General features: G+C 63.6%; 12 protein-coding genes and 3 tRNA genes. 6 read left to right on the top strand and 9 right to left on the bottom strand.

Translation table 11 applies throughout. The features are described from left to right. The 3 genes from GV001_RS10825 to fabI are packed head-to-tail and all read left to right on the top strand — an operon-like array spanning window position 1 to window position 3450. On the top strand, window positions 1-1020 hold the full coding sequence (locus GV001_RS10825) for an ABC transporter permease (RefSeq protein WP_160079651.1): 1020 nt from the start codon (window positions 1-3) through the stop codon (window positions 1018-1020). A 1-nt stretch (window position 1021) separates the two neighbouring features. Beyond that, window positions 1022-2635, top strand: a complete 1614-nt coding sequence (locus GV001_RS10820) for an ABC transporter ATP-binding protein (RefSeq protein ID WP_160079649.1) — start codon at window positions 1022-1024, stop codon at window positions 2633-2635. A gap of 20 nt (window positions 2636-2655) precedes the next feature. Next, window positions 2656-3450: an enoyl-ACP reductase FabI gene (gene fabI / locus GV001_RS10815; RefSeq protein WP_160079647.1), complete on the top strand. Its 795-nt coding sequence runs from the start codon at window positions 2656-2658 to the stop codon at window positions 3448-3450. An 89-nt stretch (window positions 3451-3539) separates the two neighbouring features. Here fabI and GV001_RS10810 read toward each other — a convergent pair whose 3' ends face one another. The 9 genes from GV001_RS10810 to GV001_RS10770 form a co-directional block, all read right to left on the bottom strand. After that, window positions 3540-5417, bottom strand: a complete 1878-nt coding sequence (locus tag GV001_RS10810; protein WP_160079645.1) for a SurA N-terminal domain-containing protein — start codon at window positions 5415-5417, stop codon at window positions 3540-3542. 184 nt (window positions 5418-5601) lie between these two features. After that, window positions 5602-5874 carry a nucleoid-associated protein HU-beta gene (gene hupB, locus GV001_RS10805; protein WP_003239952.1) on the bottom strand — a complete coding sequence of 91 codons (273 nt, stop codon included), beginning with the start codon at window positions 5872-5874 and terminating at the stop codon, window positions 5602-5604. A 135-nt stretch (window positions 5875-6009) separates the two neighbouring features. Continuing rightward, a complete protein-coding gene (gene lon / locus GV001_RS10800) occupies window positions 6010-8406 on the bottom strand; it encodes an endopeptidase La (protein ID WP_160079643.1) in 2397 nt (798 codons plus the stop codon). A 146-nt stretch (window positions 8407-8552) separates the two neighbouring features. Then, window positions 8553-9833 carry an ATP-dependent Clp protease ATP-binding subunit ClpX gene (clpX, locus tag GV001_RS10795; protein WP_160079641.1) on the bottom strand — a complete coding sequence of 427 codons (1281 nt, stop codon included), beginning with the start codon at window positions 9831-9833 and terminating at the stop codon, window positions 8553-8555. Between the two features lie 107 nt (window positions 9834-9940). Next, window positions 9941-10582 (bottom strand): ATP-dependent Clp endopeptidase proteolytic subunit ClpP, encoded by a 642-nt coding sequence (gene clpP / locus GV001_RS10790; protein ID WP_160079639.1) that lies wholly within the window; start codon window positions 10580-10582, stop codon window positions 9941-9943. A 91-nt stretch (window positions 10583-10673) separates the two neighbouring features. Next, window positions 10674-11984: a trigger factor gene (gene tig, locus GV001_RS10785; RefSeq protein ID WP_160079637.1), complete on the bottom strand. Its 1311-nt coding sequence runs from the start codon at window positions 11982-11984 to the stop codon at window positions 10674-10676. A gap of 137 nt (window positions 11985-12121) precedes the next feature. Next, window positions 12122-12206 (bottom strand) — tRNA-Leu (locus tag GV001_RS10780). 56 nt (window positions 12207-12262) lie between these two features. Further along, window positions 12263-12338: transfer RNA gene (locus tag GV001_RS10775), tRNA-His, on the bottom strand. A gap of 31 nt (window positions 12339-12369) precedes the next feature. Further along, window positions 12370-12446 (bottom strand) — tRNA-Arg (locus GV001_RS10770). Window positions 12447-12714: 268 nt separating this feature from the next. On the opposite strand from GV001_RS10770, the gene folD reads away from it, so the two are divergent. The 3 genes from folD to GV001_RS10755 all read left to right on the top strand — a co-directional run bounded on the left by folD (window position 12715) and on the right by GV001_RS10755 (window position 16709). Beyond that, window positions 12715-13569, top strand: coding sequence for a bifunctional methylenetetrahydrofolate dehydrogenase/methenyltetrahydrofolate cyclohydrolase FolD (folD, locus tag GV001_RS10765; protein ID WP_160079635.1), 855 nt, complete (start codon window positions 12715-12717; stop codon window positions 13567-13569). A gap of 171 nt (window positions 13570-13740) precedes the next feature. After that, window positions 13741-16029: a heavy metal translocating P-type ATPase gene (locus GV001_RS10760; protein ID WP_160079633.1), complete on the top strand. Its 2289-nt coding sequence runs from the start codon at window positions 13741-13743 to the stop codon at window positions 16027-16029. 209 nt (window positions 16030-16238) lie between these two features. Further along, entirely contained in the window at window positions 16239-16709 is a 471-nt protein-coding gene (locus GV001_RS10755) for a DUF2271 domain-containing protein (protein ID WP_160079631.1), read from the top strand. The last annotated feature ends 5 nt before the right edge of the window (window positions 16710-16714 follow it).

Raw genomic sequence — 16714 nt, 5'->3', positions numbered from 1 at the left:
ATGAAACTCTCCCCGCTCAACCAACGGCGCTTCGCCCGGTTCAAAAGCAACAAGCGCGGCTGGTGGTCGCTGTGGCTGTTCCTCGGCCTGTTCATCCTCAGCCTGGGCGCCGAGCTGATCGCCAACGACAAGCCGCTGGCCGTGCGCTATGACGGCCAGTGGTTCTTCCCGGTGCTCAAGCGCTACCCGGAAACCACCTTCGGCGGCGAATTCCCCCTGCAGGCCAACTACAAGAGCCCCTACATCCGCGAGCTGATCGCCGCGAAGGACGGCTGGATGCTCTGGCCGCCGATCCCCTTCGACTACTCCAGCATCAACTACGAACTGCAGGTGCCGGCGCCCGCGCCACCCTCGGCGCAGAACTGGCTGGGCACCGACGACCAGGGCCGCGACGTGCTGGCACGGGTGATCTACGGCTTCCGCGTGTCGGTGCTGTTCGCCCTGGTGCTGACCCTGCTCAGCTCGCTGATCGGCGTGCTGGCCGGCGCCCTGCAGGGCTTCTATGGCGGCTGGGTCGACCTGGTCGGCCAGCGCTTCCTGGAAATCTGGTCGGGCCTGCCGGTGCTCTACCTGCTGATCATCCTGGCCAGCTTCGTGCAGCCCAACTTCTGGTGGCTGCTGGGCATCATGCTGCTGTTTTCCTGGATGAGCCTGGTCGACGTGGTGCGCGCCGAGTTCCTCCGCGGGCGCAACCTGGAGTACGTGCGCGCCGCGCGCGCCCTGGGCATGCAGAACGGCGCCATCATGTTCCGCCATATCCTGCCCAACGCCATGGTCTCGACCATGACCTTCATGCCGTTCATCCTCACCGGCGCGATCGGCACCCTGACCGCCCTGGACTTCCTCGGCTTCGGCCTGCCGCCCGGCGCGCCGTCGCTGGGCGAGCTGGTGGCCCAGGGCAAGTCCAACCTGCAGGCGCCCTGGCTGGGCATCAGCGCCTTCGCCGTGCTGGCGCTGATGCTCAGCCTGCTGGTGTTCATCGGCGAAGCCGCGCGCGATGCCTTCGACCCGAGGAAATGAGATGACCGACGCGAACAACCTGATCGAAGTCCGCGACCTGGCCGTCGAGTTCGTCACCGGCAGCCTCGTCCAGCGCGTGGTCGAAGGCGTCAGCTTCGACATCAGGCGCGGCGAGACCCTGGCCCTGGTCGGCGAAAGCGGCTCGGGCAAGTCGGTCACCGCCCACTCGATCCTGCGCCTGCTGCCCTACCCGCTCGCCCGCCACCCGAGCGGCAGCATCCACTATGGCGAGCAGGACCTGCTGCGCCTCGGTGAGGCCAAGCTGCGCGGCATCCGCGGCAACCGCATCGCCATGGTGTTCCAGGAGCCGATGACCTCGCTCAACCCGCTGCACACCATCGGCAAGCAGATCAACGAAGTCCTCGCCCTGCACAAGGGCCTCTCCGGCAAGGCCGCCACCGCGCGCACCCTGGAGCTGCTCGAACTGGTCGGCATCCCCGAACCGCACAAGCGTCTGCGCGCCTACCCCCATGAACTATCCGGCGGCCAGCGCCAGCGCGTGGTGATCGCCATGGCCCTGGCCAACGAGCCGGAGCTGCTGATCGCCGACGAGCCGACCACCGCGCTGGACGTCACCGTGCAGCTGAAGATCCTCGAACTGCTCAAGGATCTGCAGGCGCGCCTGGGCATGTCGCTGCTGCTGATCAGCCACGATCTCAACCTGGTGCGACGAATCGCTCACCGGGTATGTGTCATGCAGCGCGGTCGCATCGTCGAACAGGCGTCGTGTGACGAATTGTTCCATGCGCCGCAGCATCCCTATACCCAGGAATTGCTCGGCGCCGAGCCCAGCGGCGGGCCGGCAGCCAACCCTGCCGGGCCGCCGTTGTTGGAAGTGGACGACCTGCGGGTGTGGTTCCCGATCAAGAAAGGGCTGCTGCGCCGTACGGTCGACCATGTGAAGGCGGTGGACGGTATCAATTTCAGCCTGCCCCAGGGCCAGACCCTGGGCATAGTCGGTGAAAGCGGTTCCGGCAAGTCCACCCTCGGCCTGGCGATCCTGCGGCTGCTCGGCAGCCAGGGCGCCATCCGCTTCCAGGGCCAGGCGCTGGACGGGTTGTCGCAGCAGGCCGTAAGGCCATTGCGGCGGCAGATGCAGGTGGTGTTCCAGGACCCCTTCGGCAGCCTCAGCCCCCGTATGTCGGTCGGGCAGATCGTTGGCGAAGGCCTGGATATCCACCGCATGGGGACGCCGGCGGAGCAGGAACAGGCGGTCATCGACGCGCTCGTGGAAGTAGGTCTGGATCCGGAAACCCGGCATCGCTACCCCCACGAGTTTTCCGGCGGGCAACGGCAGCGGATTGCCATTGCCCGGGCACTGGTGCTGAAACCGGCGCTGATTCTGTTGGACGAGCCCACCTCGGCGCTCGACCGTACGGTGCAGCGCCAAGTGGTGGAGTTGTTGCGCTCGTTGCAGGCCAAGTACAACCTGACCTACCTGTTCATCAGCCACGACCTGGCGGTGGTCAGGGCCCTGAGCCACCAGCTGATGGTGGTCAAACAGGGCAAGGTGGTGGAACAAGGCCTGGCCGACACGATCTTCGCCGCCCCGCAGCACACCTATACCCGGCAGTTGCTGGAAGCCGCCTTCATGGCTCCCGGCAAGGCCGATTAATCAGAAGAGGAACAAAGCACATGGGTTTTCTCGCCGGTAAGCGCGTACTGATCGTTGGCGTGGCCAGCAAACTGTCGATTGCCTCGGGCATCGCCGCCGCCATGCATCGCGAGGGCGCCGAGCTCGCCTTCACCTACCAGAACGAAAAGCTGAAAGGCCGCGTCGAGGAATTCGCCGCCGGCTGGGGCTCGGGCCCCGAACTGTGCTTCCCCTGCGACGTGGCCAATGACGAGGAAATCGCCACGGTCTTCGCCGAGCTGGCCAAGAAATGGGACGGCCTGGACTGCATCGTCCACTCGGTGGGCTTCGCCCCGGGCGACCAGCTGGATGGCGACTTCACCGAAGTCACCACCCGCGAAGGCTTCAAGATCGCCCACGACATCAGCGCCTACAGCTTCGTCGCCCTGGCCAAGGCCGGCCGCGAGCTGATGAAGGGCCGCAACGGCAGCCTGCTGACCCTGTCCTACCTGGGCGCCGAACGCACCATGCCCAACTACAACGTGATGGGCATGGCCAAGGCCAGCCTGGAAGCCGGCGTGCGCTACCTGGCCGGCAGTCTCGGCCCGGAAGGCACCCGCGTCAACTGCATCTCCGCCGGCCCGATCCGCACCCTGGCAGCAAGCGGCATCAAGAGCTTCCGCAAGATGCTCGCCGCCAACGAGAAGCAGACCCCGCTGCGTCGCAACGTGACCATCGAGGAAGTCGGCAACGCCGGCGCCTTCCTCTGCTCCGACCTGGCCTCGGGCATCAGCGGCGAGATCATGTATGTCGACGGCGGCTTCAACACCACCGCCATGGGTAACATCGAAGACTGAGCCCGACTCAATCTTCACCCACAAAAAAGGCCGCAGCATGCGGCCTTTTTTGTGGCTGGCGATCCGCCCCGCGGGGCAGACCCAATCGATCAGTAACGCTCGATGTCAGCCTGTTCCTTCAGCTCGGCACGGTAGGCATTGAAGTCCTGCTGCCCCTGGCGCGAAGCCAGGGCGCGGCGGTACATGGTCTTCTCTTCCGCGCTCAGCTCGGCCTGCGGCTGGCCGACGCCATTCAGGCGCAGCAGCACATAGTCGCCATTGCTCAGGCTGACACCGGTGAAGGTCGGTGCGCCGCTGTCGGCCGGCTTGGGCATGCGGAACAGTGCCTGCAGCAGAACCGGATCGACGCCTTCCTGGTTGCGCGTCGCCGCCTCGATGACTTTCCAGCCCTGGCCCTGCTCGGCCTGCTCGACCGGGGTCTTGCCTTCGCGCAGACTGGCCAGCAGAGCCTCGCCCTTGGCCTTGACCGCCTCGTTGGCACGCTGCAGGGTCAGGCTTTCACGGATGCTGGCGGCAACCTGCTCGAACGACAGCAGTTGCGACTTCTTGTGCTCCTTGACCCGCACCACCACCACGGTATCCGGGTCCAGCTCGATGGCCCCGCTGTTGGCCGAAGCCTCCAGCAGATCCTCGCTGAATGCCGCCTGGATCACCTGACGGTTGGCGGCCACGCCTTCGCTGCCACCCTCGCGCCCGAAAGCGGCGGTGGTTTTCACCTCGAGCCCCTGCTCCTGGGCCGGCTGGGCCAGATCGGCAGCCTCGTAGGCGGCGTCTTCGAGGGCCTTGGAGGCCTCGACGAACAGCTGCTCGACACGCGGCGCCTTGAGATCGGCGACCAGCTTGTCTTTCAGGCTGTCGAAGCTCGGCACATCGGCCGCTTGCACGCCCAGCAGCTTGATCAGGTGCCAGCCGAACTCACTGCGCACCGGTGCGGAGACTTCGCCTTGTTTGAGCGCATACAGCGCCTCTTCGAAGGCCGGGTCGTAGACGCCCGGGCCGGCATAGCCCAGATCGCCGCCATTGGCTGCCGAACCCAGATCCTGGGACAGTTCCTTGGCCAGTGCGGCAAAGTCCTCACCCTGCTGCAGGCGCTTGCGCACGTCTTCGAGCTTGGCCTTGGCCTGCTCGTCGCTCAGCTTGTCGTTGACCTCGAGCAGGATGTGCGCGGCCTGGCGCTGTTCGGCCAGACCGGCGATTTCCTTCTGGTACTGTTCCTGCAGTTCATCATCCTTGACCTCCACGCGATCGAAGAAGGCGCTCTTCTTCAGCTCGACGTAGTCCAGCACCACCTGCTCGGGGCTCATGAACTGGTCGGCATGGCCATCGTAGTAGGCCTTCAGCTCCTCGTCCTTGAGCTGTACCGCCTTGGCGTCGGCGTGCAGGGTCAGAGTGGCGAAGTCACGGGTCTGCTTGTCCAGACGGATGAAGGCATCCAGCTCAGCATCGGTGAGGAAGCTGCTGCCGGCCAGACCGGCCTGAAGCTGGCTGATCAGGACATCCTGCTCCAGACGCTGGCGGAACTGCATCGGGGTGTACCCCTCCTGCCGGATGATCTGCAGGAAGCGGTCCTGGTTGTACTTACCATCCACCTGGAACAGCGGCATGCTCAGAATCAGCTGATCGATGGCCGCCTGGGAGAAGGCCAGGCCGGCATCCTTGCTGCCTTGCAGCAACAGGTTGCGGTCGATCAGAGCGTTGAGCGCCGACTCGCGCAGCACCTTGTCGTCCAGCATGGACACATCGAAGTCCTTGCCGAACTGCTGGATGTACTGGCGGCGTTGCATGTCGACGGCACTGCCGAGGGCGTCCTGACTGATCTTCTCGCCGTTGACGTCGGCAGCATTCTTACTGTTACTCGCGGAGTTGACGATGGCGTCGAATCCGGTGAGAGCCATCAGCGCGACGATGACGCCGACGATGGTCTTGGCAATCCACCCCTGTGAATTGTCCCTGATATTCTGCAGCATGCATCCCCCGAAACGGCTGCGCTGAACAAGCAGCCATGCAGCGTGGGTGAAATCCGGATAAAAGAAAGGCGCATCCTAGGATGCGCCTTCTCGGTAACTGATGGAGCGGCTTTGGCTCGTCTGAACCGCCGCTCCGACCAGGTCGGGGCCAGCCCGACCTGGAAGGGCAAGGCCAGAGAGACGCTTAGTTGACGGCGTCTTTCAGGGCTTTACCAGCTTTGAAACCTGGGATCTTGGCAGCGGCGATGCTGATCGGCTTGCCGGTCTGCGGGTTGCGGCCAGTGCGGGCAGCACGCTCTTTGACAGCGAAAGTACCGAAGCCAACCAGCACCACGGAATCACCAGCCTTCAGGGCGCCAGTGACGGATTCGATCACTGCGTCCAGCGCGCGGCCAGCAACAGCTTTCGGGATATCAGCAGATGCGGCGATGGCATCGATCAGTTCCGACTTGTTCAATCTAAGTCCCCTTATTTCTGTTGAGTTGTTTCTTAATTGTTTAGTGTAAGCAAAGCGGGTGCTGAAGGGCCTGGCTGACACATGAGAGCCGCTTTATAACAAGGGCTCGAAAAATGTGTCAAGGAAGCCCTGCGGCTAATGCGTGCTGATTCGCTCCTTGGAATCAGACTCGCGCTTGTCATCCTTTGCAACCATCTCGGGAGCCGCATCGGGCAAGGGCTCCGGGGCGTATTGCAGCGCAATTTGCAGGACCTCGTCAATCCATTTAACCGGCTTAATGGTCAGGTCTTGCTTAATATTCTCCGGAATTTCCTTCAGATCACGCACATTCTCTTCCGGGATGATAACGGTCTTGATTCCACCACGGTGTGCGGCCAGGAGTTTTTCCTTCAAGCCGCCAATTGCCAGTACCTGACCGCGCAGGGTGATCTCGCCGGTCATGGCCACATCGGCACGCACCGGAATCTGCGTCAGGGCCGAAACCAGTGCCGTGCACAGGCCGATACCGGCGCTCGGGCCATCCTTGGGCGTGGCGCCTTCCGGCATGTGGATGTGCACGTCGCGCTTCTCGTGGAAATCCGGCGCAATACCCAGGCTCTTGGCCCGGCTGCGCACCACGGTGAGCGCCGCCGTCATCGACTCGGCCATCACGTCGCCGAGCGAACCGGTCTTGATCAGCTGGCCCTTGCCCGGCACCACGGCGGTCTCGATGGTCAGCAGCTCGCCACCAACCTGGGTCCAGGCCAGGCCGGTCACCTGACCGATCTGGTCCTGCTGCTCGGCCAGGCCGTAGCGGTAACGCCGCACGCCGAGGAAGTGCTCCAGCAGATCGGCGGTCACCAACACGCTGAAACGCTTTTCCTTGGCATGTTCCTTCACCGCCTTGCGGCACACCTTGGCGATCTGCCGCTCCAGGCTGCGCACCCCGGCTTCGCGGGTGTAGTAGCGGATGATGTCGCGGATCGCGTCGGGCTCGAACTCGATCTCGCCCTTCTTCAGGCCATTGGCCTCGATCTGCTTGGGCGCCAGGTACTTGACCGCGATATTGATCTTCTCGTCCTCGGTGTAACCGGGCAGACGAATCACCTCCATGCGGTCCAGCAGCGGGCCGGGAATATTCATGGAGTTGGCGGTACAGATGAACATCACATCCGACAGGTCGTAATCGACCTCCAGGTAATGGTCGTTGAAGTTGTGGTTCTGTTCCGGATCGAGCACTTCCAGCAGCGCCGAGGCCGGGTCGCCGCGCATGTCCTGGCCCATCTTGTCGATCTCGTCGAGCAGGAACAGCGGGTTGCGCACGGCAACCTTGGTCATCTTCTGGATCAGTCGGCCCGGCATGGAACCGATGTAGGTCCGCCGATGCCCGCGAATCTCGGCCTCGTCACGCACGCCACCCAAGGCCATGCGCACGAACTTGCGATTGGTCGCGCGAGCGATGGATTCGGCCAGCGAGGTCTTGCCCACCCCGGGCGGGCCAACCAGGCACAGCACCGGTCCCTTGAGCTTCTTCACCCGCTTCTGCACGGCGAGATACTCGAGGATGCGTTCCTTGACCTCGTCCAGGCCATAGTGGTCGGCGTCGAGGATGTCTTCGGCCTTGGCCAGGTCCAGGCGCACCTTGCTCTCGGCCTTCCACGGCACGTTCACCAGCCAGTCGATATAGGAACGCACCACGGTGGCTTCGGCCGACATCGGCGACATCTGCTTGAGCTTGTTCAGCTCGGCATTGGCCTTGGTCAGCGCCTCCTTGGTCAGGCCGGCGTTGTCGATGCGTTTCTTCAGCTCATCGATCTCGTTGTGGCCTTCGTCGATGTCGCCCAGCTCCTTCTGAATGGCCTTCATCTGCTCATTCAGGTAGTACTCGCGCTGGCTGCGCTCCATCTGCTTCTTGACCCGACCGCGGATGCGCTTCTCGACCTGCAGCAGGTCGATTTCCGCATCCAGCAGCGCCAGCACGTGCTCGACACGGGCCGGTAGCTCGGTGATTTCGAGGATTTCCTGCTTCTGCTCGATCTTCAGCACCATGTGCGCGGCCATGGTGTCGACCAGGCGAGCGGGCTCATCGATGCTGTTCAGCGAGGACAGCACTTCGGCCGGGACCTTCTTGCCCAGCTGCACGTACTGCTCGAACTGACTGAGCAGGCTGCGAGCAAAGACTTCCGCCTCGCGCTCGGCGACTTCCGTCTCGTCGATCAGCTGCACATCGGCGCGGCAATGGCCGTCCACCTCGATGAAGCGCTCGATGCGGCCACGCTGCTCGCCCTCGACCAGCACCTTGACCGTGCCATCCGGCAGCTTCAGCAACTGCAGAACGGTCGCCACGGTACCCACGCGGTACAGGGCCTCTTCACCCGGATCGTCATCCGCCGGATTACGTTGCGCCAGCAGGAGGATCTGCTTGTCGCCGGTCATTGCCGCCTCGAGGGCTTCAATGGACTTCTCGCGCCCCACGAACAGCGGGATGACCATGTGTGGATAGACCACAACATCGCGCAGGGGCAGGAGAGGCAATTCGATGGTTGTCTTCATGATTTCAGCTCTACGGCGGCCATTTGGCCGTAAACGGACGGGAGACCCTTGAACCTAAGATGGGGCCAGCCCCCGGAAAAAACAAGCAAGGACACCGGAAAAACAAAGGGCCCCGCAGGGCCCTTGGTTTCGTCAGGTATCAGACATCATGCGTCAGGCGCAGCCTTGGCCGGCGGCTCGCTGTTTTCGTAGATCAGCAGCGGCTTGGAGCTGCCTTCGATCACGCTTTCGTCGATCACCACCTTGCTGACTTCACTCTGCGAGGGGATCTCGTACATGGTGTCGAGCAGCACGCCTTCGAGGATGGAACGCAGGCCACGGGCACCGGTCTTGCGCTCCAGCGCACGACGAGCCACGGCCTTGAGTGCATCCGGACGGAACTCCAGATCCACCCCTTCCATTTCAAACAGCTTGCCGTACTGCTTGGTCAGCGCGTTCTTCGGCTCGGTGAGGATCTGCATCAGCGCCGCCTCGTCGAGTTCATCGAGGGTGGCGATCACCGGCAGACGACCGACGAATTCCGGAATCAGGCCGAACTTGACCAGGTCGTCAGGCTCGACTTCACGCAGCGCCTCGCCGACCTTCTTGCCCAGCTCCTGGCTGCGCACTTCGGCATTGAAGCCGATGCCACCCTTGGTCGAGCGACCATGGATGACCTTCTCCAGGCCGGAGAACGCACCGCCACAGATGAACAGGATGTTGCGCGTGTCCACCTGCAGGAATTCCTGCTGCGGATGCTTGCGCCCGCCCTGTGGCGGAACCGAAGCCACGGTACCTTCGATCAGCTTCAACAGCGCCTGCTGCACGCCCTCACCCGATACGTCACGGGTGATTGACGGGTTGTCCGACTTGCGCGAGATCTTGTCGATTTCGTCGATGTAGACGATGCCCATCTGGGCCTTCTCGACATCGTAGTCGCACTTCTGCAGCAGCTTCTGGATGATGTTCTCGACGTCCTCACCGACATAACCGGCTTCGGTCAGGGTAGTGGCATCGGCGATGGTGAACGGTACGTTGAGCAGACGGGCCAGGGTCTCGGCCAGCAAGGTCTTGCCCGAACCGGTCGGACCGATCAGCAGGATGTTGCTCTTGCCCAGCTCGACATCGTCTTTCTTGTCGCGCTGATTCAAACGTTTGTAGTGGTTGTACACCGCGACGGAGAGCACCTTCTTGGCGCGCTCCTGACCGATGACGTACTGATCCAGGATGCCGCTGATTTCTTTCGGCGCGGGCAACTTGTGCGCACTGCTCTCGGCCTGGGCTTCCTGCACCTCCTCGCGGATGATGTCGTTGCACAGGTCGACGCACTCGTCGCAGATAAAGACCGAGGGGCCGGCAATCAATTTGCGCACTTCATGCTGGCTTTTGCCGCAGAAGGAGCAATAAAGCAGTTTGCCGTTGTCCTCGCCATTGCGGGTGTCAGTCATTCGATCAATCCAAATCCGGTAGGCATGGAACACAAGATGGAGGCAATTGCTGGCATTTTCAACCCTGCAGGACGGCCGGATGTGCGACCGCCCTGGAGATAAGCGGCTTAGCCGGCCAGCTGGCGCTTGTTCAGCACCTGGTCGATGAGGCCATACTTGACCGCTTCTTCGCCACTCATGAAATTGTCGCGATCGGTATCCTTGGCGATCACGTCGATCGGCTGACCGCAATGGTCGGCCAGAATCTTGTTCAGGCGCTCACGAATGGTGAGGATTTCCCGGGCATGGATCTCGATATCCGAGGCCTGGCCCTGGAAGCCGCCCAGCGGCTGGTGAATCATCATCCGCGAGTGCGGCAGGCAGTAACGCTTGTTGGCAGCGCCGCCAGCCAGCAGCAGCGCGCCCATGCTGCAGGCCTGGCCGATGCAGATGGTGGACACGTCGGGCTTGATAAACTGCATGGTGTCGTAGATCGACATGCCGGCAGTCACCGAACCGCCCGGGGAGTTGATGTAGAGATGGATGTCCTTGTCCGGATTTTCCGCCTCGAGGAACAGCAGCTGGGCCACCACCAGGTTGGCCATGTAGTCCTCGACCGGGCCGACCAGGAAGATCACCCGCTCCTTCAACAGGCGCGAGTAGATATCGTAGGCACGCTCGCCGCGGGCGGATTGCTCGACCACCATCGGCACCAGGCCGCCGGCAGCTTGGATATCAGGCATTTGCTGCATAAATTGATTACGCGACATGTCCAGCGATCTCTCCATAAATGTTCATATCCCAAAGACGCATAAGCCAGCTCGAAGGCTGGCTTATGGTGTGCTCTAACGAGGCGAGGGATCAGGCAGCTTGCGGAGCTTCCGCCGGCTTGACCGCTTCTTCGTAGGAGACCGCTTTATCGGTCACTTTGGCCTTCTGCAGAACAGTATCTACAACTTGTTCTTCCAGTACAACCGAACGCACCTCGTTCAGTTGCTGGTCGTTCTTGTAGTACCAGGCCAGAACCTGCTCGGGCTCCTGGTAGGCCGAAGCCATCTCTTCGATCACTTCGCGTACGCGGGCATCGTCCGGCTTCAGCTCGAACTGCTTGACCACTTCGGCGACCAGCAGACCGAGAGAAACGCGGCGCTTGGCCTGCTCTTCGAACAGCTCGGCCGGCAGTTGGTCCGGCTTGATGTTGCCGCCGAACTGCTGCACGGCCTGCACGCGCAGACGGTTCACTTCGTTGCCGATCAGCGCCTTCGGCACTTCAACCGGGTTGGCGGCCAGCAGACCTTCCATCACCTGGTTCTTCACCTTGGACTTGATGGCCTGGCGCAGTTCGCGCTCCATGTTCTTACGCACTTCGGCGCGGAAACCGTCGATGCCGCCTTCCTTGACGCCGAACTGGGCGAAGAACTCATCGTTCAGCTCCGGCAGTTGCGGGGCGGAAACGCTGTTGACGGTCACGCTGAACTCGGCGGTTTTGCCGGCCAGCTCGAGATTCTGGTAGTCAGCCGGGAAAGTCGGGGTGATCACGCGCTCTTCGCCGGCCTTGACGCCAACCAGGGCATCTTCGAAGCCCGGGATCATGCGACCGGAGCCGAGTACCAGCTGGGTACCCTTGGCGGAACCACCAGCGAAGACTTCGCCGTCAACCTTGCCGACGAAATCGATGTTCAGCTGGTCGCCATTCTCGGCGGCACGCTCGGCGGCCTCGAAACGGGTGTTCTGCTTGCGCAGGATTTCCAGCATGTTGTCGACGTCGGCATCACCGACTTCGGCCTGCAGACGCTCGACGGCGATGCCTTCGAGGCCGGCCACCTGGATTTCCGGGATGACTTCGAAGATGGCAACGTATTCCAGATCCTTGCCCTTCTCGAAGGACTTCGGCTCTACAGCCGGAGCGCCAGCCGGGTTCAGCTTCTGCTCGACGATGGCTTCGTAGAAGGTCGCCTGAATCAGATCACCCAGGGCTTCCTGACGAGCGGAGTCCTCGTAGCGCTGACGAATCACGCTCATCGGCACCTTGCCAGGACGGAAACCGGCGACCTTGGCACGACGGGCAGTCTGCTGCAGACGCTTGGTCACTTCGGTCTCGACGCGCTCGGCCGGGACACCGATGGTCATGCGGCGCTCAAGAGCGGAGGTGCTTTCAACAGAAACTTGCATGGATATTCCTCGTTGCACAGACGTAAGCCGGCCGTTCCGGCCCAGAATCAAGGGCATGCATTCTAGTGGGTCGAATAGCAGAAGTCACCTGCGGAGAAGGCGCAGGAACGGCAGAGCATATAAAGGAAGAGAAAGGATGGTGCGGACGGAGAGACTCGAACTCTCACACCTTGCGGCGCCAGAACCTAAATCTGGTGTGTCTACCAATTTCACCACGTCCGCGTGGTCAAGCGCTGAAACAAAAACGCCAGGCCCAGGGCCTGGCGTTTTCTCGAATATGGGGTGGACGAAGGGAATCGAACCCTCGACACCAGGAGCCACAATCCTGTGCTCTACCAACTGAGCTACGCCCACCATATTGCAATGCTTGTGCCTGGATGCCAGATGGCACGCCCGGCAGGACTCGAACCTGCGACCATCCGCTTAGAAGGCGGATGCTCTATCCAGCTGAGCTACGGGCGCTTGTTCATCTGCTAGCGCAGACTTGAAGCTTCGGCTTCGGCACGATCCTGAGACCCTGCTTTTGCCGTCTTACCCAGCGACTGGCTGTGCTCGACAAGCGGGGCGAATCTTATATAGGCGCCCCCACCCCGTCAACCCTAAAAGTTAAAAAAATTCAGCGAGATAAAGGAGTTACAGGAAATTCGCCGGGCTGCGCCTTTGCCCGACCGCCTCGCCGTGCGAGAATGCACGCCCTTTTTCAATCCTTTTCGATGGTTAACCACGCGTCATGACCGCACAACTGATCGATGGCAAAGCCATAGCCGCCAGCCTGCGCCAGCAGATTGCCCAACGCGTTGTCGAACGCCGCCAGCAAGGCCTACGCGCCCCCGGCCTGGCGGTGATCCTGGTCGGCAGCGACCCCGCCTCCCAGGTATATGTCTCGCACAAGCGCAAGGACTGCGAAGAAGTCGGTTTCGTCTCCGTGGCCCATGACCTGCCGGCCAGCACCAGCCAGGGCGAACTGCTGGCGCTGATCGATCAGCTCAATGGCGACAACGCCATCGACGGCATCCTGGTCCAGCTGCCGCTGCCGGCCCACCTGGACGCCTCGCAACTGCTCGAACGCATCCACCCGGACAAGGACGTCGACGGCTTCCATCCGTTCAACGTCGGCCGCCTGGCCCAGCGCATCCCGCTGCTGCGCCCGTGCACGCCGAAAGGCATCATGACCCTGCTGGAAAGCACCGGGGTCGACCCGCACGGCCTGAATGCCGTGATCGTCGGCGCCTCGAACATCGTCGGCCGGCCGATGGCCCTGGAGCTGCTGCTGGCCGGCTGCACCGTGACCGTCACCCACCGTTTCACCAAGGATCTGCCCGGCCACCTGGCCAATGCCGACCTGGTGGTGGTCGCGGCCGGCAAGCCGGGCCTGGTCAAGGGCGAATGGATCAAGCCGGGCGCCATCGTCATCGACGTGGGCATCAACCGCCAGGCCGACGGCAAGTTGGTCGGCGATGTCGAGTTCGACGCCGCCGCCGAGCGCGCCGGCTGGATCACCCCGGTTCCCGGCGGTGTCGGCCCGATGACCCGCGCCTGCCTGCTGGAAAACACCCTGTACGCGGCCGAGCACCTGCACGCCTGAGTGCAGGGCAACCCGGCAAAACGGCACCTGCGGGTGCCGTTTGCGTTTCTGCTCGGCAAAAACACGACACGCGCGCGCCCGGCGAAATGAATCCCTGTCATTCAATCCAACTACGCTGATAGCGGTTGGAGCACAATTCCACGGATCACCGGCAAACAGGAGCGCCCGACGATGGCCAAAGGCTGGATCAATCCGCTGTTCCTGGGATTGACACTGCTGGCTCTGCTGAGCGGATTTGTCGCGCGCGGCCTGGGCCATGGCGATTTCGCCGCACTCCTGTGGAGCGCCAGCGCACTGGTGGTCGCCGGCCTGCTCGCAATTGAAATCATCGTGCGCCTCTACCACCGCGAACTGGGTGTCGACCTCATCGCCCTGCTCTCGGTCGCCGGCGCCATCCTCCTCGATCAGGACCTGGTGGCCGCAGTGATCGCCCTGATGCTGGCCGGCGGGCGCACCCTGGAGTACTACACCTCACAGCGCGCCGAGCGCGAACTGCGCCGCCTGATCGACCGCGCACCCCGCATTGCCTGGCGCTACAGCGCCGACGGCAGCCTGGAGCAGATCCCCGCCACCGCCATCGGCCCCGGCGATCGCCTGCTGCTGCGCATGGGCGAAGTGATACCGGTCGACGGCGTCCTGCTGGAGACACCGGCGCTCCTCGACGAATCGGCCCTCACCGGCGAGCCGCTGCCGGTACGCTACCTGCCCGGCGCGACGATCCGCAGCGGCGGAGTGAATGCCGGCGCCCCCTTCATCCTGCAGGCTTCCCGCTCGGCCGCCCAGAGCACCTATGCCGGCATCGTGCGCCTGGTCGAGTCCGCGCGCCATTCGCGCGCGCCCTTTGTGCGCCTGGCTGACCGCTACGCCCTGGCACTAGTCCCCATCACCCTGCTGCTCGCCGGTGGCGCCTGGCTGTTCAGCGGCGATCCGCTGCGCGCCCTGGCGGTGCTGGTGGTCGCCACGCCCTGCCCGCTGATCCTTGCCGTGCCGGTGGCGATCATTGCCGGGGTCTCGCGTTGCGCCCACCGCGGCATCCTGGTCAAGGACGGCGCCACCCTCGAGGCGCTGGCCGCTGCGCAGATCCTGTTTCTCGACAAGACCGGCACCCTGACAGCGGGGCACGCCAGCGTGAATACGGTGGAAAGCGCCGGGGACTACAGCAAGCACCAGTTGCTGTTCTTTGCCGGCTCCCTGGCCCAGGCCTCGCCGCACCCGATCTCCGCGGCCATCGTCCAGGCCGCGAGCAACGCCGGGCTGTCGCTGGCCACCCCGCAGGACGTACAGGAACAGCCCGGTGCCGGCCTGTCGGGCATGGTCGACGGGCACCGAATCAGGCTCGGCGCGCATGCCTACGTGGCCGCACCGGGCGCCGACCGAAGCTGGAGCGATGCCTTGCTGCGACGCATGGACTACCAGGTGTCCGGCGGCAGCTTCATTGCCATCGACGGTACCGTGGCCGGAGCCGCCCTGTTTGCCGACCGCCTGCGCCTCGAGTCGCCGCACGCCCTGCGCCTGCTGCGCCAGGCCGGCATCCAGCGGATCATCATGCTCACCGGCGACCGCCTGGAGGCTGCGCAGATGATCGGCCTGGCCGCCGGCGTCGATGAAGTACAGGCCGGGCTGGACCCCGCGCAGAAGGTGGCTGCCGTGGCCCAGGGTCGTCAGCTCGGCAAAACCCTGATGGTCGGCGACGGAATCAATGACGCGCCGGCCCTGGCCGCGGCCGACGTGGGCATCGCGCTGGGCGCCAATGGCGCCACCGCCTCCTCCGAGGCGGCCGGGGTCGTGCTGCTGGTCGACCGCCTGGATCGGGTCGCCGAGGCCCTGCTGATCGCCCGGCGCTCGCAACGGATCGCCCTCGAAGGGGTGCTGGCCGGCATGGGGCTCTCGGCGCTGGCCATGCTGGTCGCCGCCTTCGGCTACCTGCCGGCGCTTGCCGGGGCCATCTTGCAGGAAGTGATCGACGTCGCCGTGATTGGCAACGCCCTGCGCGCACTCGGCGGCGGACTGGGGCACAGGGCCGCGAGCAAGCTCAGCGCCGCCAGTGTCGACGAACTGCACCGCGAGCATGAAGACCTGGCACAAGTCCTCGAGGAAGTCGGCACCCTGGCCAGGAACGTCGCCAGTCTGGCACCCGAGCAGGCTCGCAGCCGGCTCGAACAGCTGGTGATCCTGCTCCAGCAGCGCCTGATCCCGCATGAGGAGAACGACGAAACCGCGCTTTACCCATTGCTGGTCAAACACCTGCAAGGCGAAGACCCGCTGGCCGCCATGAGCCACACCCATCGCGAGATATTCCGCCTGGCCAAGCTGCTGGACCGCATGAGCAGCGATCTTGGCGCCGCCCACGGCACGGTATCGCTGGAAGAAATCCAGCTGCTGCTGGTGCGCCTGGACACCGTGCTGAGCCTGCACTTCGAGCAAGAAAACGAGCTGTACCACAACCTCGACGACCGCTGACCCCAGGCCGACGCCAAGCCTCGCGGCCACACCCCATGCGCGCCCGGAAAAGCCGCTGAGCGGCTCGGCGCCACCCAGCCGCCCCTGCAACCAAGCGCCCTAGCAGACCTGCCTTAACGAACCGTTAAGCCCCGGCACAAGCGCGTTCAGCTTGCATTCAGTTTCACTGAGTAGCCTCAAGCCATCCCCACTCACTGGACATTAGGCCGATGAAAACCCTCACCACCTCACTGTGTCTGGCCGGCGCCATGGTGGCACCCGGCCTGGCGCAGGCCCAGGCAATAACCCTGAACACCCAGTTGAAGGACTACCGCGGCAATGACGCCTACCTGGCGATCTATCTGACCGACGCCCAGGGCCAATACCAGCAGACCCTCTGGGTCGCCGGCAAGAAGCCCAAGTACTACAAGCACCTGCGCGACTGGGCACGCGGCAGCGGCCTGCAGCGCAGCGCGTTTGACGGCATCAGCGGCGCCAGCGTCGGCAGCGGCGACAACCTCAGCGTTGCGGTCGAGCTGGCCGACAGCCTGATCGATGCCGGCTACCAGATCCGCATCGACAGCGCCGTGGAGGACAAGCGCGACAACCGTGCCGAAGTCAGCGTGCCGCTGACCCGCGCAGGCGCGGGGCAGCCGGCCAATGGCACTGGCTACGTCGAGTCATTCAGCTACGACCTGTGATCGCA

It is taken from the genome of Pseudomonas sp. 8AS (assembly GCF_902506505.1).
Classification (GTDB): Bacteria; Pseudomonadota; Gammaproteobacteria; order Pseudomonadales; family Pseudomonadaceae; genus Aquipseudomonas.
The sequence above is the reverse complement of the archived record's forward strand: the minus strand, read 5'-3'. Positions and strand labels throughout refer to the sequence as shown.